Origin of the sequence: Cellulosilyticum ruminicola JCM 14822, assembly GCF_001311925.1 — a bacterium.
Classification (GTDB): domain Bacteria; phylum Bacillota; class Clostridia; order Lachnospirales; family Cellulosilyticaceae; genus Cellulosilyticum; species Cellulosilyticum ruminicola.
This window is the reverse complement of record NZ_BBCG01000057.1, coordinates 1-22,626: the sequence shown is the minus strand read 5'-3', so window position 1 is coordinate 22,626 and position 22,626 is coordinate 1. Positions and strand designations below refer to the sequence as shown.

The following is a 22,626-nucleotide window of genomic DNA, read 5'->3' as shown; positions in this document are numbered from 1 at the left end:
TTGGCTAATGCCTTCAAAGTTATAACTAATAATAATGCGTTGTTTCAAGGCTTCATGGACTTGTTTAGATAGAATGTTATTAAGCACTGGTTGGCCAATCAGAATGAAGATAGCATGATTTTTAGAATTCATTTCAAAGTAGAATTTTGCATCTTAATTATGGGAGGTGTTATATAATGAAAAATGAAACTTTGACTATACGTTTTTTATATGGTACAAAAGCTGGAAGGAGTATATTAAAGCTTTTAGTGCATCCTTCTATTTCAAAATTAGGTGGAAAAGTATTAGAAACATCGCTTTCGAGATGGATTGTACCAAGATTTGTAAAGAAACATCAGATTGACCTAAGTGAATATGAGCAAAGAAAATATATATCATTTAATGACTTTTTTACAAGAAAAAGAATCAAAAATGTAATGAAACTAGATGCTAAAACCTTAATGAGTCCTTGTGATGGACATTTAAGTGTTTATTCAATAGATGGAAATCAAAACTACCATATTAAAAATGTGGAATACAATATACAAACACTATTACAAGATAGTGAGCTTTCTAAGAAGTATATGGGAGGGCTTATGTCTTATTTTTCGTTTAACACCTCAAGATTATCATAGATATGCTTATATCTGTGATGGGCATATTAGCAAAACAGAGTATATTGCAGGGAAGCTTCATTGTGTACGTCCTATTGCTTATACATCTAGGCCAGTTTTTGTAGAAAACAGCAGAGCATATACAGTGATTCAGTCAGAACAATTAGGTGATGTAGTACAAATGGAAGTAGGTGCTTTAATGGTAGGCAAAATCCATAATCACAACTATTCAAAAGAAGTATTTAAAGGTGAAGAAAAAGGATATTTTGAATTCGGTGGTTCAACTATTATTGTACTGATTGAAAAAGAACGTGTAGAAGTCTTTGATGAAATTATGAAAAATACTAAAGAAGGTAAAGAAACAAGAGTTTGTTTAGGTGATGCGGTAGGTGTTTTAGTATCATAAGGAGAGAAAATGAACAGAGAACAGGTGGAGATGATTATTTACCCAAGCCTTTTTCATGAACATGCGAAATTACGGAAGGTAAAGATGAATTTATGCTTGAAATCTTATGGCTATGGCAGTCTAAGTAAAAAGGAGAAGTCAATATAAAAAGATATTAGATGGAATTGGCAATAGCAATTTACAGGCATTAAGGTGTATAATAGAAGTGTAATAAAACATGTAAAATAGATAGCATATGTTTTAAGCAAACACATGAAATAATAATATAATGAGGGTAAGGAATGAAGGCGAAAAGTTATTTAGCATCAAGAGTAGAAATAGTAAAATTTGTATTACCAGAACACCTTAATAATATGGGTAATATGCATGGCGGCGAAATTATGAAATTAATGGATGATACAGCGGCTTAACTTTTATACGTCATGCAGCAGGAGACGCAGTGACAGCAGCGGCTAATGAGATACATTTTATTAAACCTATTCCAGCTAATAGTATTATTAAATGTATTACAGAATTAGTTGCAACAGGGCGCAGTTCAATGCAAGTGATGGCTAAAGTTTATATAGAAGATATTACAAATGGTGAACTAACATTAGCAGCAGAAGGTATGTTTACAGGTGTAGGGGTTGATGAAAATGGCAAATCAAGACCAGTACCAGCTGTTATTACAGATCAAATAAAGCAGGCTTTAAAAAAAGAAACATATAAAGAGGCTTAATGTCTGACATATAGCTATTAAAGCATATAAGATTAAGATAAAAGCGATAGAAAATATGGATTAAGTACAGAGTGTATTTGAGAATATTTTGTATCGCTTTTTTGTATTAAATACAAGAAGTAATCTTAAAACTAAAATAATTTATGATTATATAAAATAAAATTAAAAATTTATTGAAATAAGAAAAAGGTCGTAATATAATGAAGGCATATAAAAAATACATAAAATAATGGTGATTTTTATGAAAAAGAGAAATTGTAAGGTTTTTGCATTTGTATTAAGTGCACTATTATGTATGCCAATATCTTTAGTTTTTGCAAACCGAAATATCATGATTAAAGAATATAATATGACAAAAGCTGAAAGTAATAATATTAGTTTTGATTTGCAAGTTACAAATAATGGAATAAGTCGATTTGTAGATGGGGCAGAAGGACGTCACATAGAAATTGGATTTACTAAAGCAGCTGGCGATTTAGCAGTTGGTCAAAATATACTTGTAAATATGCGTGTTTGAAAGACTGATTGGAGTGCATTCAATCAAGCAAATGATTATTCGTTTAATGCATATGCTAATGATTATGCTGAAAATAAAAAAGTAACAGCCTATATGAAGGGGTAATTAGTATGGGGGAGCACCTAACAGTAGTGGGGAAGCTCAAGAGACAAAACCTGGAGAAAATCAGGGAACAAAACCAAGTCAAACGCCAGAGCAAGGGGGGCAATCTATGAAAGAAATATCAGATGCATATATGAAAAATATTAAAATAGAAGAATACTGTCCTGCATCACATGCAGAAGCTAAAAAGAATGTAGCGTATGGTACAATGTCACATCAAAATTATTATTCAAATACAACACATTCAGAGCGTGGCTATAACGTTTTATTACCAGCTAATTATAATCCTTCAAAGAAATACCCTGTATTATATATATTACATGGAATCTTCGGCGATGAATTTTCTATGACAGAGGGTGCTAATGCCATTAAAGAAATAGTAGGTAATCAAATTAGTGAAGGTACTGCAAAAGAAATGATAGTAGTATTCCCTAATATGTATGCATGTACAAATGGTCAACCACCTTCATTTTCTGATGCAGGGGTAGCAGGGTATGATAATTTTATAAATGATCTTGTAAATGATTTAATGCCACATATAGAGAGCAAGTATTCAGTTTTAACAGGTAGAGAAAATACAGCTATTGCAGGCTTTTCAATGGGTGGACGTGAGATACTTTACATAGGTATTACAAGGCCTGATCTTTTTGGATATGTAATGGCCATTGCGCCAGCACCAGGTGTTACACCAAGTAGAGATAGCAATATGATTCATAAAGGACAACTTTCAGAAAATGAATTAAGAATTGCTAATCAAAATGCTATGCCATATGCACTGATGATTTGCTGTGGTACAAGTGATGAGGTTGTAGGCGGATTTCCTGAATCTTATCATAAGATTTTAGAGCGTAATAACACCAATCATATTTGGTATACAGTGGGTGGTGCTGATCATAATTCAATAGCTATACGTAGCGGTATCAATAATTTTGTAGGGGCAATATTCCACGCTGATAAATATACAAAATAAAAAATGAATAATTAATAAGCAAGTGCCATGAAATCTAAAGTGATTTCATGGCACTTTTATAGTGTTATTTAGAAAGAAGAATATGATACAATAATACTTAAGGGTTTGAAAATTTTAATAACATAAAAATGCCATAAGAACATAATACTAGATTACTTTTAATAAGATGAAAACAAGAATGAAAGAAATGTAGGAAATAGGTACTTTGTGGGCTATAGTATTTTATATAAATTTATTAATCAGGGGTATGCAGTTTAAATGGACAATCAAATATTAACGGTCATTCCAGTATCTCAAAAAGGAAAAGAAGTATTGTATAGTCGATTAAAACAAGGGAGCGTATTATGAACAAGAAAATAACAGGATTATTATTAGAAAAGAAGAATAGATAAAAGGGGAGATATAGAAATGAAAACAGATATTAAAGAATATATACAAAGTGATTTATATCGTTATTATGGTAATACTAAAAAGCTAACATTCTTGAAAGCTTTTTTACCAATAGAATATTTCGCTATCAAATGGCGTTACGTATGTGTCATGCACAGGGTATTATAAAAGGTATAGGTTATATTTGGCATCGTCTTCAAGGAAAACGTTATCTGCAAATTAGTCCACAAGCACAAATTGGCTATGGTTTATATATTGCCCACAATGGCCCCGTGATTATTAATGAGACGGCGGTTATAGGGGATAACTGTAATTTATCTCAATTTACAACAATTGGGGCTAATGAAGGGCAAGCGGCAACAATAGGAGATAATGTTTATGTGGGGCCTAGTGTATGCATTGTAGAAGATGTTAAAATAGGTAGCAATGTTACTATTGGTGCAGGTAGCGTGGTGACTAAGGATATCCCAGAAAATGCCACGGCTGTAGGTAACTATGCAAAGGTTATTAATTATAATCATCCGGGGCGCTACATTAAAAATAAGTGGTGTCATAAAAATTAATGAAAATAAAAGAATATGACAGATAAGTACATAATATCTCACAAGAGGCATCTAATTACAACATGTTAGGTGCCTTTTATTGTAGCACTCTATAGAAAAGGGTATGATATATGTTGCAAGAAAATCTATAAGGGGAGAGATGTACAATGAAAAAACAGAATTTTTTAGGTATGTTTTTCGTGCTGTTTTTATCTGTTATTGTAGGTAGTAGTACTAATTTATTTGCAGCAACAGATAGCACACATCCTGGCTTTAGAGTTGAAGGAAGATTCCTTTATGACTCACAAGGTGAAAAGACTATTTTATATGGAATCAATAAAATGGTTGTTTGGATGGATAAGGATGGGGATCCAGCCTTTTCTGAAATTGCCAAAACAGGCGCAAACTGCGTTAGAATCGTATGGACAATGAAAGACGGTACAGCTGAAGAATTAGATAAAGCTATTACAAATTGTCGTGCTGAACATATGATTCCTATTGTTGAACTTCATGATGCTACAGGTAACATGAGTCAATTACAAAGTTTAGTAGACTGGTGGGTAGATCCAGCTACAGTTGCAGTGATTAAGAAGCATCAAGAGTACCTACTCATTAATATTGGTAATGAAGTAGGAGATGGGAGTATCTCTGATGCCACATTTACAAAAGAATATACAAAAGCTGTAACAAGAATGCGTGAAGCAGATATTCATGTACCATTATTAATTGATGGTAGTTCTTGGGGACAAGACATTAATAAACTTCAAGCATGTGGACCAACTATTTTAGAAGCTGATCCAGATCATAACTTAATGTTCTCAGCTCACTTATGGTGGCCTTATATGTATGGACATACAAAACAAGAAGTTATTGATGAACTTACAGAAACTAAAGATATGGAATTACCACTTGTTGTTGGTGAATTCGCAAATCAATGGGAAGAAACAAGTCAAGGACAAATTCCTTATAAAACAATTATGGAATACTGCGCAAAATATGAAATTGGTTATTTAATTTGGTCATGGGGACCAGGTAACAATCCTCAAACATTCCTTGATATGACTACAGATGGTATGTTTGATACGATGCAAGACTGGGCAAAAGAAATGGTATTTGAAGATGAATATGCCCTTGCAAATCTTGCTGTTAAACCAGCTTCAATGCTCACAGGACTTCCAGCAAGTAAGCCATCTGAGCCATTACCAGCAGGTAACCTTGCTCAAGGCAAAGTCGTAACTTATTCAAGTAAAGAAAGCGTACTATATGCAGGTGAAAATGTAACAGATGGCAATATGGATTCAAGATGGGCATCTGATTCAAATTCACAAACAGATTGGGTATGCGTAGACTTAGGTGAGAAAAAAGATATTGATAAAGTGCTAATTAATTGGGAAGCAGCTTACGCAACACAATATCAAATCCAAGTATCAGATGATGCAAAAACTTGGAAAGAAGCTTATAGAACATATAATGGTAAAGGCGGCGTAGAAGAAATCGCAGTAGATGAATCTACACGTTATGTAAGAGTATATTGTACACAAAAATTTGGTTACACATGGGGTTATTCAATCTTTGAATTAGGTATTTATGGACCAGAATCAAAGTTATCAGCTTCAGTGGCACCAACAGCAGTTGTTTTTGATAAAAATCCAAGCAAACAAGCTGATTTAACATTTACATTAGATCCAAAAGATAATGAGCTTGTAGCTGTTAAAAATGGCAATGAAGCTTTAATTGAAGGTGTAGATTATACACTTGTAGATAATACGTTAACAGTTTCAAAATCTTATGTAGCAACACTTGAAAAAGGTAGAGCACAATTAACATTAGCTTATAATGCAGGTGTAAGTCCAGTAATCAATATTGCAATTGGTGATACATCACCTATCGGTAGTGTATCAAATGCAATGATTGCACCATCAACTGCTACATTTGAAAAGAAAACACCAAGCGAAGTAAAAGTAGCTATGACATTAAATGGCAATACATTAGCAGCTATTGTAAATGGGGAAACAACATTAGTAGAAGGTAAAGATTATACAGTAGTAGATGATGAAGTTGTATTTACAGAAGACTATTTAATGGGATTAGAAGTAGGTAGAACAAACTTAACATTTGTATTTGGCGCAGGTGTTAGTCGTATGCTTACAATTGCAGTAACAAATACAATTCAAAATTCAGAAGTAATCTCAGCAAGCACTGTATTTGATAAAGCAGAAGCCGCAGATGTTAAAGTTACAATGAATTTAAAAGGTAATACATTAATAGCTATTTTAAATGAGGAAACGACATTAGTAGAAGGCGAAGATTATACAGTAGTAGATGATGAAGTGATTTTCAATAGTACATATTTAGATACATTAGCAAGAGGTAAATGTGCCTTAACATTTGTATTTAATGAAGGTGAAAATGCAGTTCTTGAAGTAAAAGTAACAAACTCAGTTGAGAAAAACTCAGAAGTTACACCTACAAAAGTAACTTTTGATAAATATGCAGATTCAGAAAGTGGTGAAACACCTGCTGATGTAGAACTTGCAATTACACTTAATGGTAATACATTAAAAGCTGTTAAACTTAATGGGATAGTTTTAGCTGATGACAATTATGCTGTAACAGAAACAGGTATTACATTATCAGCAAGCTATCTTATGAGTTTAGAAGATGGTAGCTATGTGCTTGGCTTTGAATTTAGTGCAGGAGATCCAGTAGAAGTACAAATGGTTGTTGAAGAAAATGTACCTGTAGCAGAAGGTGCAATTCAAGTTGAGTTAGTATCAGGTGGTACAGAAGTTGCAAGTATCTTAAATAATACTTTCAAATTACAAGTAACTGATGAGAGTGAATTTGATTTATCAAAACTTGTTATTCGTTATTACTTCACAGCAGAAGATTTAACAATCGGTCAAACATGTTGGATTGATAATGCATCTCTCCAATATTCATGTGCACCTTGGTATGTAGCCATCACAAACAATATCACAAGTGAAATTGTAAAAATGGATACAGCTACAGAAACAGCAAATAGCTATATTGAATTTACATTTGATTCAGAGAATAAACTTAATAACTTAGGTAAAATGGAAATGGCAACACGTACAGCAAATAATAACTGGTCTAGCATGGATCAAAGCAATGACTTCTCATATAATGATGCAACTAAAGTTGCTGTATTCTATGATGGTAAATTAGTAAGTGGTTCAATGCCAAGATAGTTTAAAATAAAAAACACCTTTATCATACCAAAGTGTATGGTAAAGGTGTTTTTTGTTAATTATAAAATAGAATATTTAGAATTAATATAAAAATAAAAATGCTTATAATTAAAATAAGCTAAAAATATGTAAGAAGCAGATCAAAAGAGATATAAGATGGGAGAATTTGAAAAAATATCGAATATCGGTAAAGTAGTAGAAGAACAATTAAATGCAATAGGCATTACATCATATGAAACACTTAAAGAATTAGGAAGCAAAGCTGTTTGGCTTAAAGATTAAAGCTATATATGATTCTGCATGTATTCATCGTTTATATGCTATAGAGGGTGCTATAGAAGGAATTAAGAAGACAGCTTTCATTAGCGACAATAGTTGAAAATAGACATTCCTTACGTGTGGTGGACATATATTATACAGATGAGGCTTTTTATATTGTAATTTATGCAAAGTCTCAAAAGGTGCAAGAAATAGAAGTGAATAGGCATGTGGCCATATGTAAAGATTTATACCGTTTTCAAGGAGAAGCCTATAATATAGGGCATCCCTTAAAAGAAGAAAATGAAGAGGTTGTAGCAAAGTTACAATAATTTAGTTTAACATTGTAAAAAATAGGAATATAGAAATGTATTATAAAGGAGACTTGTCAAAAAAGGACGAGTCTTTTTTGTTGTTAAAAATTAACAAAAAGAGTACAATTAAGGAAATAAGATATTTTTAAAATAAGGGTACAAATAGATAAATATAATATTTGAAAGATACAGGGGGATTGGTCATGAAACGAAGAAGCATTGTGTTAATACCGCAGTTTAGAGGCTTAGAAATGGTGGAGAATATTAGAGAAAAATACGACCCATTAGCGCATGCTATAAATGCCCATATTACTTTAGTTGCACCTTTTAACAGTACATTTAGTACAAGAGAATTAGAAAACTGGATTAAAAAACTTTTAAGCCGCATTGAACCTTTTGAACTAGAGTTAAAAGGAATTTCTATGGCAAGTAATGCTTTTGAAAACTATTTGTTTTTAAATATTATTAGAGGACGAGAAGAGATTTTTGAGCTAAATAACATCTTATACGATGGCCTTTTAAGAGAGTTTAAAAGCTCACTACCTTATATTCCACATATGACATTAGGGAAGTTACCTAATAAAGAAACACTAGATGGTGCTTATGAAGACGTGAAAAGGTTACAAAATAACTTTGTAGCACGCATTGAGACGGTTTATGTCATTGAACATAATGAGGACGATACAACATTCGTTGAAATCGCCTATAACTTATGAAAAAAGTTTTTTAATGAAATAAGCTTCTTATAAGTTGCGGATTATAGGATGTATATGGATATAACTATTTGTTTATAGGGTAAGCTAATGCTAAGATATAACTATAAGGAAAAGAAAATTCTAAAAAATAGGAGTGATTAAATGAAAGCTATGTCAAAATTTAAAGTATTGGCTCTTGCTATGACAATGGCCAGTAGTACAATTTTCGGTTTAGGTTCAATGCCACTTTGCGCAAGTAACATTACTGTTTTTGAGGGAAAAGAAGATATAGGAAGATGGCAATTTGCATTAGCAACAAACACTGTTAAAAATGGTGGCACATTCGATGGTAGTGTTATTCAGGAAGATGGGTATTTTTATTTAACTTATACAGGTGATCAAAGTGATGTGCAGCTTGTACTTCAAAGTTGGTCTGGTGGTGCAGGTTGGGAAACTGTGGAACCAAGCGAAGAAGGGATTTTAGATAAAGATACATATTATGCAAAATTTGATTATGCAGCAATGTCAACTGTTTATGGCACAAATTTTGCAGCTCTTGATAAACTTTATGTACTTTCTATTTCAGAGCCTATTACTGTTTCTTCTTTAGTTTATAAAGATGGGGCAGATGCCATTGATTCAGTTATAAAAGAGGAACAAAAACAAGACTCAGAAGAAGAACAAAAAGAACCAGTGATAACACTAGTAGGGGATGTAAAAGATTTACAAGAACGTCACTTTGAAGCAACAGCTGAAAATGTAAAGATACTTGGTAGATCTTATTACTATAAAGATGCTTTATGGCTTGCAGAATCTGCTTCTGGCGTAGAATACACAGTTGAAGGCACAAAAGCAAGTGTAACTATTTTAGGGGATAATGTGGCAACTACATCATGGGCGCAAACGAGTCACGCTAGAGTAGGCGTTTTGTAAATGATAAATTAGTAGCAGATGAAATCATTACAAAAGAAAAACAGACTATTGATATTTTAAATAGTGATACAATACAAAAGGCAACTGTACGTATTGTGAAACTTTCTGAATCAGCTAATTCAACATTTGGGATTGCTTCACTTGATGTGACTTCAACAGCATCTATTAAGCCAACAGAAGCTAAAGCCCATCGCATTGAATTCATTGGAGATTCTATTACATGTGGTTATGGTGTAGATCATGAAGGTGTAGGTGGCGGCTTTACAACAGCTACAGAAAATGCAACTAAGACTTATGCTTATAAAACAGCTCAAAACTTAGATGCAGATTACAACTTTGTAAGTTATAGTGGGTATGGCATCATTTCTGGTTATACTTCAGGACAAAAAAATACAAATCAATTAGTAGCACCTTATTATGATAAAATAGGTTTTTCATATGGTTATTTCAATAGTGAATTAGAAGTAGCAACAGTACCTTGGAGTTTTGAAGTACAACCAGAAGTTATCGTAATTAATTTAGGCACAAATGATTCAAGTTATTGTGGTAATGACGCAAGTAAACAAGCTGAATTTACAGAAGGCTACGTAGACTTTATTAAAATGGTACGTGAAAAGAATCCAGATGCTACAATCTTTTGTACTTTAGGGATCATGGGTGATGATTTATATCCATGTGTGAAAGAAGCAGTAGAAAAATATGTAGCTCAAACAGGGGATGAAAAGGTTACAAGTATGAAGTTTGCTGTACAAGCTTATAATGATGGTTGGGGTACAGATTATCATCCAACAGAAAAGACACATGAAAAGGCAGCACGTAAATTGACATCTTATATTGAAACAGTTATGGATGGTAGGTTACTTGCAATAAGCAATACCAAGTAAATAAAACTCTTTAGATACATCTGTATCTGTTATTCTAAGTGTAATCCTATGCAACTTAGGATTTGAATCAGCAATGACGCTCATAGGACAAGGATAATGATTTACAAACTGAGAATACCCCTGTAAATAGCAAGTTTCTAAGTCATCTACGCAGACGGTAACTGTTGCAAAAGTAGGAGATTGATCTTGTAAGAATAAAATAGTGAGTATATGACATTCTAGTGAAAAATCAAGGTAGTATTCAGAACAATCAGTTAAATGAGTTGGTGCAAGTGCTACTTGAAAAAGAGGATGTGAGATATGGACAAGTGTTAAGTTGATTTGACTAATTTGCTTAAGTTTATGAACATCTAAAAATGTTATGTGTTTAAAGCAACACAAAGAGAGAGGAAGCTTTGTGTTGCTTTTTTGCTTGTCTAGAATTGCAATGGATTCATTAAGGACAAACTTAACAATGATAAAATCAGGTTTAAAAGGTCTAATATGGCTTTCGGTAAGAAAAAGTCCTAATAAAGGATAACTACAGATAATGCCTAAATTTAAGAAGTTAATGTTTTGTGGTGTGTTATAAAGGTTATACATTAGAAAATTTCTTATGAGATGGCCATATAGATTTTCAACAGCATGGGTTTGAGTAAGGCCCTCTGTAATGGAGCCGCCCAAAGTTACCATATGTATAGGGAGATTTCCTTTAAGCCTAGCAAGTACATTGGATGCTGCCTCTATTATAAAGGGTAGCAGCTAATAGTTTTTCATAAGCTTTATTTCCTAATTTTCTCTAATGGTCATTTGTAATCCTCCATGTTCCAATACTAATCAGATTTTTAAGAAGTAGATTATATTCTAAGGCAATTTTAGAAAAATAGCCATTGTGTCTTGAAACTAAGGCGATTTGATGTTCGTAGAGTGTGGTATTTATTCTAGTGTCTGGTATGAAAGAAAGACCTAGACCAGATAAAATAAGGGAAAAGCTGTTTCTAGGGTTTTAACTTCTAAAAGTATATGGGGACTAAAGTTTGCCGTTTCACAAATTTGACGGATAAGATCTACATTATATTCACCTTCTGTAGTACAGATAAAAGGCGCATCTTGTAAAATGCTTAAATCAATAGGTGGTGTAATAAGTGCTTTCATTGTATTATTTTTAATTCTTGAAGAGCTTTTAAAAAGTTTTCTGGTCAAAGTATATTACATCAGCTATACTACAAAAAATGATGGTTAAAAAGAATGAATAGTGTTAATATTATATAAAGATATATGAGGTGATGAAAAATGGAAATTAGACATTGTACAAAAGGAGCTTTTTCTGTTATTGGTAAAGAGGGATCTACCAATGATAGTCCTGATTTCATAGAAGCTTTATGCAAGAAGCCAATGGTAACTTTAATGAAGTAGCAGAATTTGCTAAGAAAAATGAAGTAGGGACACCAGTGGGAATTTGGGGACTTATGAGTGATTTTACAAGAAGTTTTAAACCTTGGGAAGAGAATTTTTCAAAAGGGCTTTATTTAGCAGGGGTAGAAGTAGAAGATAATGCAGTAACACCAGAAGGCTGGGTAAAATGGACATCTCCAGCTTATGAATATGTTTATGTAAAAGTAGAAAGCAATATGATGAAAGCTTTTGAAATCGGGTTAAACTATATTAAAGAGCAGAAGCTTCAATTAGTAGGTGCTGTATATGATTATATATGCCCAGAGGAAGAGGGGCAGCTCTATTTATTTTTCCTATTAAAAAATTATAAGCAGCAAGGGGCATAAAACAGTATATAAGCTAAATGACTTTTGATAGGGGTATAATTCTTTTATAATAGGAAAGTATAAAGAAGCACATAAGGAGTAAAATACATGATTTTTATAATGGATATTGTACCTATGCTCAGGGTGTTATTAAAGAAGCCTAATAAATGCCATACATGTGAGCAAATGGGCGAAATTGAGCTAATTAAAGCCTATGAGTGCTTTAGATTATTTTTTATACCACTTTTTAAATGGCATGTGAAATATTATTTAAAGCATAGTTGTGGTGCACAAGTTGAAATTTCAGAGCAAGTAGCTATGCATATTCTTGCAGGACAAGTTGACTTAGAAACAATGTATTTTAGTCATAAGGAAGAAGAAAGTCGTATATGTAAACATTGTGGCAGTATGTTACAAAGTGATTTTGAGTATTGTCCTTATTGTGGCAAAAATCGTCGTGTATAAATAGGCCAAAAGGAGTTTAAGATGAATATATATGACCAATTATTAAAACTACAAGTGATTGAGGGCGCATGGGAAAAGTGGGCAGACTATCGCAGTGGAGTAACAGAATATATTGTTGTACATTGTGAAAATAAAAAAGAAATTGCATTATTTGGAGCAGGGCGTTGTAATGATGTGGATTTAAAAACATTACTTGCACATTTTGAAAAGGTGATTCTTGTGGATATGGATTTAGAGGCTATGAAAGCAGGAATTAAATATCAAGGACTTCAAAATGAAAGCCGTATTATTTTAGAAGTAGCTGACTTTGTAGGGATTAGTTCTGATGATTATCGTCAGTTTGCAGATATTTTAGTGTCTAAAGTCCGCGAAAAGGGATTAGCAACTTCTTTATCAGAGCTAAGTCAAGTTGCACTAGATGCATTAGAAAGATTAGAGGCAAAGATTATATCAGTACCTCTTCAATTTAAGCTCTATGCGAATACAGTTGTAATAGGGATTCATAGTCAGCTGATTTCTATGTTAGATTGGATTTGGCAAAGCATTTTACAAACACTAGGTCAAGAAGAAAATAGTGTACGTCAAAGAATAATGATGATGAATACAGATGTAGTAAAACGTTTTAATCAGGCTTTACTTATAGGTACTCAGTGCCGATTAATTATAGGATATGAAATAGAAAGAGTCGGACGTCATGGTGCGGTACAAGGTGCAGTACAAGGCGTTATAGATTTTAAACAGCGTGTGGCTAGGCAGGAAGTCGACCTTTTGGGATTTACACAAATGGAGTGGCCTTTTGCTAAGCAGCAGGGAATTATATATCATATGGGTATTTTTACATTAGAAAGAATTTAAAAATATATATGATCTCTCGGAATTTTGAGTGATCATGCCAACAGTTAGTTGGCACTGAACATTGAAAAGTAAATACTATTCAGCTAAATCCCATAAACGTTTAAAAAAGTCATAAAATGTACCAACACCAGGAGTATCATCGACTTGGAAACCACTTAAAATGGAGTATAAAGGATTGAGCTTAAGCTGAGTAGCCCAAGCAGTTATTGAAGTAACCTTAAAAGCAATGGATAAAAGATAAGAGTGTTGCATGCAAGAAGGGATACGTGGCTTAGGACCGAATTTAGAGTATTTATCTTTCAAAAATTCATCAGTAAAGGATAGATCAAGCTTCCAAAAGCGACCAATGATCTCCCAAGTAGAACGAGGAATAGAATCAGGATAGTATTTACAAAGATTTTCAAGAACAAAGTTTGATAGGCGGAATGACCGCCTGAAATAATAGGTAACAAAAAATCGCCTCCAATCAATAAACATCACCGGTGTGGCCGGAACAAAAATATGCTTATCAGCAAGGGCGTGTAGCGCTGTATTTTTTGAGGTTAATGTCAAGTGTTTATTGGTAAAAGTGGGAGATTTTAATAAAAAAGGAATCTAAAAGCCTTGATTTTATTGGCTTAGAGATTCCGAGAGAATATTATATTAACGAGGGGGAAGTTAATGAAACGTATTGCAAAAGAGGAAATGTATAAAATCGAAGGCTTATGTGAACAGATTGAAGAAACCCTTATTTGGTCATGTTTAGATGGTTCTATGGGGGAAGCTTGCTGTGATGAAGGCGAAAGTGCGGTTAAGATTGTGATTGCAGACTTTGGGTTCTTACTAGGAGATGCGGATTCTAAAGAGGCTAAGGCACTTACAACTTATTTACCAACTCGCTATTATAAGCCCAATATAATTTTAGTGCCACAAAATGAAGCTTGGTGCAGACATATAAAAGAAGTATATGGTGAAAAAGCCATGCGTATTATACGCTATGCATTTAAAAAGCATCAAGAGCATTTTGACTGTGAGAAATTAAAAGGGTTTATAAAAGCTTTACCAACAGATTATACGATTGTACCAATTGATGCACATTATTATGAAGCAAGTAAGCAAGAACAGTGGTCAAGAGGCTTTTGTGATCATTTTGTAGATTGGGATGATTATGCCCAAAGGGGTTTAGGGTTTATGGTGTGTTATAAAGGAGAACCAGTATGTGGAGCTTCATCTTATACAGTGTATAAAGGTGGGATTGAAATTGAGATTTATACAAAAGAAGCCTTTAGACAAAAAGGACTTGCTACAGCTTGCGGGGCAAAACTTATTTTAACATGTTTAGAAAGAGGCCTTTATCCAAGTTGGGATGCCGCTAATTTAAAATCTGTAGGACTTGCAGAGAAATTAGGTTATGTATATAGTCATGAATATGTGGCCTATGCCGTAACTTTATAAAATTTATTGAATAAAAATCCATAATAAGTCTAAGGCTTATTATGGGATTTTTTAATATGCTATAAAACTTTTTATATATTATAAAAAACGAACATTAGCCTCATAAAGGTGAGCAGGAAAGATGGTTTTGTAAATACAGGCTAAATGTTTATAAATGAATTCATGTTCATAAGGGCACGTAATTGGTAGATAGAGAATTGTAAATTCTACATTAAAGCAGTTAGTTGTTACGTCTGTTTGCATAAGGCCATTGCGCTTATAAAAATTAAGGCGCCTTGTACGCATCTGAAAATCTTTTGTATCATGAGCTGTACGTAAACTTTCAACCTCAATAATAAGTCCTTGTGCATTTGGATAATATGTTTTAAGGAGGGCTAAAAAGTGGCTACCATAGCCTTGATTTCGATAAATCTCACATACAGCTAAGTAGTCTAGTAAATAAATCTGCCCATCTTTTTCACGTGCAATGAAGGCATAAGCTTTGAGTGTCTTTGCTTCAAATAATCCGAGACATTCATATACACCTTTTTGAATAAGACTTAAGATGATTTCTAATGGTTTAAGTTCATCTGGTGGAAAGTCAATTTTCATATGTGTATTATAAAGGCATGTAATTTCCTCTGTATTTAATAATTTTATTTGGGACATATCTAATCTCCTTAGTAGTAAAGTAACGTATCATAGATTAAGCATATAATGAACTTAAGAGGGTGTCAATACAAGCAAATGCCTTACAAAGTTTATGTAAAATGTGTAATGAAAATCGATATTATGGTATACTAAGAAATGAAAAAATATTTAATACTGATAAAAATGGAGGCAATACGGTGGACATTAAGGAACTTGATCGACTTGCAAAAGGTAATGGAATTATGCCAGATGGTTTAGCAATGCATGAGCAATGTTACTATATTGCTGCAAGAGGTCTGTATAGACAATATGATGCAGACTACATTACATTGGAACAAGCTAAGGTAGAAAAAGCTGAAGTTGTGAAACAATATCAAGAAGGCAAAAAGCAATGGGAATTTTTCTGGGGACTTTATGAAGTACAAGATAAATTACAAGCTTTGAAAGCAGACGGATTTAATACAGCACTTGAAATAGAGACATTAGAGCTCATAGAGAAATTATTAGATATATAAAGACAAAATACTTATATATAGAAGAGTTGTAAAAAATTTTTATTTTTATCCAGTATGTCAGCATATAAAGAACATATTGCACCCTCTAGAAGCTTGTAGTATTCTAATACAAGAAGTAAAGGAGGCACAATATGTCAGATCAAGAACAAAAAAACATTTAAAAACATGGGATGAAGCTATTTTAGAATTAGGAAGCTTTATTCAAAAATCAAAAGCTGAGGAAGCTAAAAAAGCAGCTGAAGCAGCAGAAAATGAAAAAGAAGAAAACAATTAATCATAAAAAAAGTGGCCTAATGGACAATGTCATTAAGTTAAGATGACGATTTAAGACCTTTATATCAGAAATAATATAAGGGTCTTTTTATTTTGTAAAAAATTCTTGACATATAGCTCATAATGTGTGGCCGCTTTTGCTATCCAAATCTTTGATAGCGAAAGCGGCCCTTGTAATTAAGAAATATCTTGATTACAAGGAGGAAATAGTATGTCAGATTATATTAATAACTTAACTTTATCCTTAGAAAATGTGATATCGGATTTAGCTGATAATCCTTCGCTTTTTCTTAGAAACCCTAGTGTAGATTTTACTAGAAATAGAAAGATTGATTTTAGAACTTTGATTGGGATTACTATGAATTCAGGTGGATCTACAATGGCAAAAGTCAACATTCAACTAAGTTATATGATGGATACCGGTTGATTGCTTGTGATGGAAGCAATCTGAGTATTGCAAGATTTAAGATATCTGAGGATTCCTATGAATTAGTAGTTACAAATCTTGATAGATTTAGATTTCCATCAGAAAAGCTCAAAGAAATATATCATTTAAGATGAGAAATTGAAATATCCTTTAGAGAATTAAAGTATGCCATTGGATTAACAAGTTTCCACGCTAAAAAAGTGGACTATATAAAACAAGAAATTTTTCCTAGATTAACGCTATATAACTATTGTGAACTAATTACTATGTATGTTATTGAGCAAAGTGATGTATCCAATAAAACAAAACAGGTGAACTTTACTATTGCCATTTATATTTGCAGGGAATACCTACGAAAGAAACGACAAATAAGTCCACTAGATGTGATTAAGCTTATCGAAAAGTATACATTACCAGTAAGACCTAGATAGACGTCGAGACTCTCGGAAAGTCAAAACTTAAGCAACAGTTAGTTTTCTATGTCGAGTAGCGTAACCATACATAATTATATATTTTTTAGACAGATGAGCAATCTGTCTATTTGTTGTGCCATAAAATAATGATAAATCGAAATACAAAAAGTAAAGCAAGGATATTTGAAACTATTGTAATCAAATATCCTTGCTTTGAATAATGTCTTAAGTTTAACTTAATGACATTGGCCTAATGGCCACTTTTTTCATTAAGATTTTGGCGTAATAAACATGACATGCTATCAGTGTACCAGCAGCTAATACCATATCACTTACAAAGCATAAACTACCTAAACTAATTAATATTAAGTATAGTTCCTTTATTGTTGGTGACACTAGGTTTAATAGCTTCAAGATCTTCATTTAAGATTTCAAAATAACTATCAAGTAATGTTTCTAAACGAAAGGTTTGACGCTGCTGTTTACATATAATTGGTTTGATGATTTGACAAACGTAATGTAGTGTTCTGTGGGCAGCTGACGAATATTATACAATAGTGCAATAATTTTTATCAAGGTAAAATGTTAGACATAGGTAAAGCAAGGAGAATCGTTAAAAGGCTTGCAAAACTCTAGTGAATATGTAACAATATTTCTTGATAAAGAGACAGTAATTTACAATGAAGGAGCATAAAAATGCCTAAAAGAAAACAAATTGTAGAAGGCGTGATTGAACATGCCGTATTTCCGAATAAGGGAGTACTCTATTTAGATAAAGAACCAATTTTTGTAACAGGAACTTTCAAAGGACAAAAAGTTCGTGCAAGACTTCATAAAAGAAAAAAAGGAAATTGGGAAGCGCAGCTTCTTGAAGTATTAGAAACACCAGCATACTTCATTGATGCACCATGTGAATACTTCGGTAGATGCGGTGGTTGTACATCACAACAACTTGTTTATGAAGAGCAAATCAAATTAAAACATGACCAAGTAAAAGAATTACTTGAAAATGCTAAAATCACAGGTTATGAAGATCTTGGAGTCATTGGCAGTCCAGAAAGTTACGGTTACCGTAATAAAATGGAATTCAGCTTTGGGGATGAAGTAAAAGATGGTCCAATGACACTTGGGATGCATCGTAAAAACAGTACTTACGATATTCTTACAGTAGATGGCTGTAAACTTGTAGATGAAGACTTCAGTAAAATCTTAGTACACGTTTTAGAGTACTGTAAAGCAAACAACTTACCATATTATAAAAAATTACAGCACACAGGGTTCATGCGTTACCTTGTTATAAGACGTTCAAAAACATTTGGAGAAATCTTAATTAACATTGTAACATCTACACAAATGGATCATACATTTGAAAATTTAGTAGAAGAACTTAAAGGTTTAGAGCTTAATGGGAAAATTGCAGGGATTATCCATACTTACACAGATAACTTAGCAGATGCGATTAAACCAGAAAAAGTAATGATTTTAGATGGGACAGATACAATCCGTGAAGAAATTTTAGGATTACAATTCAAAATTTCACCATTTTCATTCTTCCAAACAAATACATTAGGGGCAGAAGTACTTTACAAAAACGCCCTTGATTTAATTGATGATATGAACAATAAAACTGTATTTGACCTTTACTGTGGGACAGGTACAATTACACAAATCATGGCAACACGTGCACAAAAAGTATACGGTATTGAAATCGTAGCTGAAGCTATTGAAAAAGCTAAAGAAAATGCAGCTTTCAATGGTCTTGATAACTGCGAATTCATCGCTGGTGATGTACTTGTAGAAGTAGATAAATTAATAGATTCACCAGATATTATCGTACTTGATCCACCAAGAGATGGGATACATCCAAAAGCAATCCCCAAAATCATCAACTTCGGTGCTAAAGAATTACTTTACATCTCATGTAAACCAACATCACTTGTAAGAGACTTACCAATCTTACAAGAAGCAGGCTATAGCGTAGATAAAGTAATGTGTGTTGACATGTTCCCTCAGACTCCTCACGTTGAGACGGTAGTGAAGCTGTCTAAATAAAATCTAGTTATATCAAGGCTTGGAGCGATTAGTTGCTCTAAGCCTTTTAATGTGTTTTTAGGTACTTTTTAGGCCTAAATATGTTCCCTCATGATAGGGGAGATAACGAATGTTAATAATTCAGAATATTTACACAAAAGCATGCTAGGGATTGATAGACAAGAGACTTTAAAAAAAGTATGTACTCCGTTTTATATTTTGATTAAGGATAAAATGAATTAGGCTACTTATTATTATTGACTCAAACTTCGCACTTGAATAAGTGTATATGCACCTTGAAAATTCAATAATAACGGGCATAAAAATAGCATGAAACCATATGGTTTTGATATAATTGAGTTGCTAAAACAATCATCTAACCGGAGGCTCATGCTATATATAAAAGTATAACACAAGACAACTAAAATGATAAACAGATTTCAAAATCTATTAGAAAAATTTTCCCGATTTCATCTTTATTCTGCATTAAAAGCTACTAATGCGTATAAGAAAAAAGGTATTTCATCAACTCTTATCTTTCAGTATTTGTTTCTTTTGATCTTTTCTAATAGAAGCATGTATATGAATCTTTTGATTGGAAAAGACACTCCTGATTTTGGGAAGGATACGGTGTATTGATTTATGAAAATGCTCTAAGTCAACTGGATTTGTTGCACAACAATTCTTTCTACACGAATCATCAAAGACGCTATTGTTCCACTTGATTCTGAGAATCGTGCAAATGTATTGATTATTGATGATTCCATGTTTGAATGCAATCGTTCAAATAAAGTGGAACTTCTTGCAAAAACGTATAATCATGCAAAGCGTTGTTATAAGTTGGATTTCACATGCTGACTTTAGGTTGGTCAGATGGAAGGCACTGTCCTTCCTGTTAATAGCGTTCTATTAATCTAAGCAAAGAATGTAGATCTATATTCTATGATGCAATGACTGCTCATATTGCAATTGTTTTTACAAGATATATGATGCTTTCACTTGAAAATCGAGAAACAAACGATTTTCGATTTATGGGAGAACTCTTTTTATACTTTTCTGATGAAATGGCTGATATCACATGGATACAGGCTTTTCAAATGATGCTCCAAATGTTTAGAATACTGATTGTTGATCAGATTGATATATCTGATGAAAAAATCGATGAATTGGTAGCATCCATTTATGGATGCACTACCAGCGGTCTTGAAAACAAAATTGCGAGCAGTGTAATCCAACGACCATTGACAACTGAATAACCACCAGTTATTGAATTTTCAAGGTGTATACATAGAATCTATGTGCGAAGTTTGAGTTAGTTATATAAATTCATAAAAATATTAGGAAATGTTTTGCTAAATTGATAAAAGTAGTTTATCATATTTAATGAAGACTTGTTAACATAAAATATTGCTTGGTGATGATATATTAGATTTTATAAGCAAAAGCTATTAGAGCTATAGCGGTTATTAAATGATAAATTACATAAATCAAGTACGTATTTATATGTATTACTTTTAGAATTTAGGAGGAAATTATATGTCTAGACAAACAAGCAAAAAATTGACTTTAACTTCGCTAGTACTGATGATTTTTACATCTGTATATGGTTTTGGGAATATGCCTCGCGCATTCTTCTTAATGGGATATAGTGCCATTCCATGGTATATCTAGGTGCGATTGCATTCTTTTTACCTTATGCGTTTATGATGGCAGAATATGGTGCAGCTTATAAGCAAGAAAAGGGTGGTATTTTCTCATGGATGGAATCTGCTGTAGGAACTAAATATGCATTTATTGGAACATTTATGTGGTATGCATCATATCTTGTTTGGCAAGTGAATGTTTCATCAACAATCTGGATCCCACTTTCAAATGCAATATTTGGAGAAGACCGTACAGGTTCATTAGGCATTTGGGGACTTAATAGTACACAAGTTCTTGGAATTTTAGGTGTGTTATTAATTATCGTAGTTACTTTTGTATCTTCAAAAGGGGTTAGCGCGATTCAAAAGGTAACTTCTATTGGTGGGAGTGCGATTATGCTCTTAAATGTACTTTTAATAGGTGGTGGATTTGTAGTTCTATTTATGAAGGGTGGTCAGTTTGCACAACCTATCATAGAAGAAAGAAGCCATTTTTTAGCTTCGCCTAATCCAAATTATGTATCATTTATTTCTGTACTTTCATTCTTTACTTATGCTATTTTTGCATTTGGTGGAATTGAAGCTGTAGGTGGATTAGTTGACCAAACTCATAATGCAGAGAAGACTTTCCCTAAAGGAGTAGCGATATCAGCAATTATTATTTCAATTGGTTACTCAGTAGGTATTTTCTCAATTGGTTGTTTTACAAACTGGTCTGAGATTCTTGCATCTGATACAGTTAATACAGCTAATGTTACTTATGTTACGATGAATCATTTAGGTTATAGTTTAGGAAATGCATTTGGCTTGGCAGATGAAGCGGCACTTCTTATGGGACGTATTTTTGCAAGAATAACAGGTTTATCAATGTTCTGTGCATTAACAGGTGCTTTCTTTACATTAATCTATTCACCACTTAAACAACTCATCGAAGGATGTCCAAAACATTTACTTCCAGAGAAGCTTGTTGAAATAAAAGATGGGATGCCTTTTAATGCTATGATGGTACAAGGTGGCATTGTTGCAGTATTGATTCTTTTAGTGTCATTTGGAGGAGATAATGCATCAGCATTCTTCAATAAACTTGTTACAATGACTAATGTGGCTATGACAATTCCTTATATGTTCTTATCAATTGCTTTTATTTTCTTTAAGAAAAAAGAAAGTATCAAAAAGCCTTTTGAAATTTATAAAACTTCTACAGGTGCACTCGTTGCTACAATTGTTGTAACAGTGGTAGTTGGTATGGCAAACATCTTTTCTATCATTGAACCTGCTATGAATGGTAAATTATCAGATACTATTTTTGCAGGTGGTGGACCATTACTCTTTGCTTTAATCGCGTATTTATTATATTTACGTTATGAAAAGAATTATCTTAGAAACAATGAAGATTTTAAAGTAAATACAGAAAGAGTTGAAGCATAAGCAAACTACCCCTCAATAAGTTAACTTATTAAGGCAATGTCATTTAGTTAAGTGATATTATATAAAAAGGTCATCTACGAATAGTTAAATATTAGTAGATGACCTTTTTTATAGCTTAAATTCTATCTAAATGTATAATTTTAAGCATGGCAAATAGACAGAATACTTATTGTGTCTAAAAAATTGATAAATACCTATTTTTATGCTACCCTATAATTGAAAGTTACTGCTTTTTTAAA

Annotated in this window: 27 protein-coding genes and 2 pseudogenes; 25 read left to right on the top strand and 4 right to left on the bottom strand. The window is 32.8% G+C overall.

The window, feature by feature from the left end:
* Positions 1 to 176 precede the first annotated feature (176 nt).
* The 13 genes and pseudogenes from JCM14822_RS22025 to JCM14822_RS14855 all read left to right on the top strand — a co-directional run bounded on the left by JCM14822_RS22025 (position 177) and on the right by JCM14822_RS14855 (position 10,534).
* Positions 177 to 614 (top strand): phosphatidylserine decarboxylase, encoded by a 438-nt coding sequence (locus JCM14822_RS22025; protein ID WP_242861522.1) that lies wholly within the window; start codon positions 177 to 179, stop codon positions 612 to 614.
* Positions 508 to 999, top strand: coding sequence for a phosphatidylserine decarboxylase (locus JCM14822_RS22020; RefSeq protein WP_242861521.1), 492 nt, complete (start codon positions 508 to 510; stop codon positions 997 to 999). The genes JCM14822_RS22025 and JCM14822_RS22020 overlap by 107 nt, the downstream gene beginning before the upstream one ends.
* Before the next feature lie 281 nt (positions 1,000 to 1,280).
* Complete coding sequence (locus JCM14822_RS22710) at positions 1,281 to 1,409, top strand: hypothetical protein (RefSeq protein WP_278287233.1); 129 nt, start codon at positions 1,281 to 1,283, stop codon at positions 1,407 to 1,409.
* Positions 1,410 to 1,414: 5 nt separating this feature from the next.
* Positions 1,415 to 1,717, top strand: a complete 303-nt coding sequence (locus JCM14822_RS14900) for an acyl-CoA thioesterase (RefSeq protein ID WP_083461492.1) — start codon at positions 1,415 to 1,417, stop codon at positions 1,715 to 1,717.
* Between the two features lie 241 nt (positions 1,718 to 1,958).
* Positions 1,959 to 2,234, top strand: coding sequence for a hypothetical protein (locus JCM14822_RS14895; protein ID WP_054743145.1), 276 nt, complete (start codon positions 1,959 to 1,961; stop codon positions 2,232 to 2,234).
* A gap of 211 nt (positions 2,235 to 2,445) precedes the next feature.
* Positions 2,446 to 3,306, top strand: coding sequence for an alpha/beta hydrolase (locus tag JCM14822_RS14890; protein WP_054743144.1), 861 nt, complete (start codon positions 2,446 to 2,448; stop codon positions 3,304 to 3,306).
* Between the two features lie 533 nt (positions 3,307 to 3,839).
* Positions 3,840 to 4,259, top strand: coding sequence for a serine O-acetyltransferase (locus tag JCM14822_RS14885; RefSeq protein ID WP_242861520.1), 420 nt, complete (start codon positions 3,840 to 3,842; stop codon positions 4,257 to 4,259).
* A 146-nt stretch (positions 4,260 to 4,405) separates the two neighbouring features.
* Positions 4,406 to 7,450 carry a X2-like carbohydrate binding domain-containing protein gene (locus JCM14822_RS14880; protein ID WP_054743143.1) on the top strand — a complete coding sequence of 1,015 codons (3,045 nt, stop codon included), beginning with the start codon at positions 4,406 to 4,408 and terminating at the stop codon, positions 7,448 to 7,450.
* A gap of 156 nt (positions 7,451 to 7,606) precedes the next feature.
* A pseudogene (locus JCM14822_RS25160) lies at positions 7,607 to 7,829 on the top strand (TfoX/Sxy family DNA transformation protein).
* A 22-nt stretch (positions 7,830 to 7,851) separates the two neighbouring features.
* Positions 7,852 to 8,040 carry a hypothetical protein gene (locus tag JCM14822_RS14870; protein WP_157047808.1) on the top strand — a complete coding sequence of 63 codons (189 nt, stop codon included), beginning with the start codon at positions 7,852 to 7,854 and terminating at the stop codon, positions 8,038 to 8,040.
* Positions 8,041 to 8,225: 185 nt separating this feature from the next.
* Positions 8,226 to 8,738: a 2'-5' RNA ligase family protein gene (locus JCM14822_RS14865; RefSeq protein ID WP_054743141.1), complete on the top strand. Its 513-nt coding sequence runs from the start codon at positions 8,226 to 8,228 to the stop codon at positions 8,736 to 8,738.
* A 141-nt stretch (positions 8,739 to 8,879) separates the two neighbouring features.
* Complete coding sequence (locus JCM14822_RS14860) at positions 8,880 to 9,650, top strand: hypothetical protein (RefSeq protein ID WP_054743140.1); 771 nt, start codon at positions 8,880 to 8,882, stop codon at positions 9,648 to 9,650.
* Positions 9,651 to 9,745: 95 nt separating this feature from the next.
* On the top strand, positions 9,746 to 10,534 hold the full coding sequence (locus tag JCM14822_RS14855) for an SGNH/GDSL hydrolase family protein (RefSeq protein WP_054743139.1): 789 nt from the start codon (positions 9,746 to 9,748) through the stop codon (positions 10,532 to 10,534).
* On the opposite strand, the gene JCM14822_RS21010 is transcribed toward JCM14822_RS14855, so the two are convergent.
* A complete protein-coding gene (locus JCM14822_RS21010; RefSeq protein WP_172674835.1) occupies positions 10,508 to 11,206 on the bottom strand; it encodes a hypothetical protein in 699 nt (232 codons plus the stop codon). The two genes, JCM14822_RS14855 and JCM14822_RS21010, sit on opposite strands and share 27 nt — an antisense overlap.
* A gap of 273 nt (positions 11,207 to 11,479) precedes the next feature.
* The gene (locus tag JCM14822_RS14845) at positions 11,480 to 11,668 is read right to left on the bottom strand and encodes a type 2 periplasmic-binding domain-containing protein (RefSeq protein WP_157047806.1); all 189 of its coding nucleotides are present in this window, start codon (positions 11,666 to 11,668) and stop codon (positions 11,480 to 11,482) included.
* Positions 11,669 to 11,806: 138 nt separating this feature from the next.
* Here JCM14822_RS14845 and JCM14822_RS23215 point away from each other — a divergent pair, with 138 nt between their 5' ends.
* The 4 genes from JCM14822_RS23215 to JCM14822_RS14830 all read left to right on the top strand — a co-directional run bounded on the left by JCM14822_RS23215 (position 11,807) and on the right by JCM14822_RS14830 (position 13,593).
* A complete protein-coding gene (locus tag JCM14822_RS23215; RefSeq protein ID WP_306307356.1) occupies positions 11,807 to 11,929 on the top strand; it encodes a hypothetical protein in 123 nt (40 codons plus the stop codon).
* Positions 11,896 to 12,294, top strand: a complete 399-nt coding sequence (locus JCM14822_RS14840; RefSeq protein WP_306307355.1) for an AraC family transcriptional regulator — start codon at positions 11,896 to 11,898, stop codon at positions 12,292 to 12,294. The genes JCM14822_RS23215 and JCM14822_RS14840 overlap by 34 nt, the downstream gene beginning before the upstream one ends.
* Positions 12,295 to 12,381: 87 nt before the next feature.
* A complete protein-coding gene (locus JCM14822_RS14835; protein WP_054743136.1) occupies positions 12,382 to 12,738 on the top strand; it encodes a zinc ribbon domain-containing protein in 357 nt (118 codons plus the stop codon).
* Between the two features lie 21 nt (positions 12,739 to 12,759).
* Positions 12,760 to 13,593 (top strand): hypothetical protein, encoded by an 834-nt coding sequence (locus tag JCM14822_RS14830; RefSeq protein WP_054743135.1) that lies wholly within the window; start codon positions 12,760 to 12,762, stop codon positions 13,591 to 13,593.
* 75 nt (positions 13,594 to 13,668) lie between these two features.
* Here the strand turns inward: JCM14822_RS14830 and JCM14822_RS21170 are convergent, their stop codons facing one another.
* Complete coding sequence (locus tag JCM14822_RS21170) at positions 13,669 to 14,070, bottom strand: hypothetical protein (protein ID WP_174888020.1); 402 nt, start codon at positions 14,068 to 14,070, stop codon at positions 13,669 to 13,671.
* Positions 14,071 to 14,253: 183 nt separating this feature from the next.
* On the opposite strand from JCM14822_RS21170, the gene JCM14822_RS14825 reads away from it, so the two are divergent.
* Positions 14,254 to 15,027 (top strand): GNAT family N-acetyltransferase, encoded by a 774-nt coding sequence (locus JCM14822_RS14825; RefSeq protein ID WP_054743134.1) that lies wholly within the window; start codon positions 14,254 to 14,256, stop codon positions 15,025 to 15,027.
* A 78-nt stretch (positions 15,028 to 15,105) separates the two neighbouring features.
* On the opposite strand, the gene JCM14822_RS14820 is transcribed toward JCM14822_RS14825, so the two are convergent.
* Complete coding sequence (locus JCM14822_RS14820) at positions 15,106 to 15,675, bottom strand: GNAT family N-acetyltransferase (protein WP_054743133.1); 570 nt, start codon at positions 15,673 to 15,675, stop codon at positions 15,106 to 15,108.
* Between the two features lie 179 nt (positions 15,676 to 15,854).
* Between JCM14822_RS14820 and JCM14822_RS14815 the strand changes: the two genes are divergently transcribed.
* The 7 genes and pseudogenes from JCM14822_RS14815 (at position 15,855) to yjeM (ending at position 22,387) form a co-directional block, all read left to right on the top strand.
* Entirely contained in the window at positions 15,855 to 16,172 is a 318-nt protein-coding gene (locus JCM14822_RS14815) for a hypothetical protein (protein WP_157047805.1), read from the top strand.
* Positions 16,173 to 16,248: 76 nt separating this feature from the next.
* Positions 16,249 to 16,446, top strand: coding sequence for a hypothetical protein (locus tag JCM14822_RS14810; RefSeq protein ID WP_054743131.1), 198 nt, complete (start codon positions 16,249 to 16,251; stop codon positions 16,444 to 16,446).
* Positions 16,447 to 16,656: 210 nt separating this feature from the next.
* Positions 16,657 to 16,872 (top strand): hypothetical protein, encoded by a 216-nt coding sequence (locus JCM14822_RS14805; RefSeq protein ID WP_054743130.1) that lies wholly within the window; start codon positions 16,657 to 16,659, stop codon positions 16,870 to 16,872.
* Positions 16,873 to 17,981: 1,109 nt separating this feature from the next.
* A complete protein-coding gene (gene rlmD, locus JCM14822_RS14800; RefSeq protein ID WP_054743129.1) occupies positions 17,982 to 19,337 on the top strand; it encodes a 23S rRNA (uracil(1939)-C(5))-methyltransferase RlmD in 1,356 nt (451 codons plus the stop codon).
* Between the two features lie 416 nt (positions 19,338 to 19,753).
* Positions 19,754 to 20,546 (top strand): annotated as a pseudogene (locus JCM14822_RS25410) (hypothetical protein).
* 306 nt (positions 20,547 to 20,852) lie between these two features.
* The gene (locus JCM14822_RS24055) at positions 20,853 to 20,987 is read left to right on the top strand and encodes a hypothetical protein (RefSeq protein ID WP_330377574.1); all 135 of its coding nucleotides are present in this window, start codon (positions 20,853 to 20,855) and stop codon (positions 20,985 to 20,987) included.
* Positions 20,975 to 22,387 (top strand): glutamate/gamma-aminobutyrate family transporter YjeM, encoded by a 1,413-nt coding sequence (gene yjeM / locus JCM14822_RS14790; protein WP_330377573.1) that lies wholly within the window; start codon positions 20,975 to 20,977, stop codon positions 22,385 to 22,387. The genes JCM14822_RS24055 and yjeM overlap by 13 nt, the downstream gene beginning before the upstream one ends.
* Positions 22,388 to 22,626 lie beyond the last annotated feature (239 nt).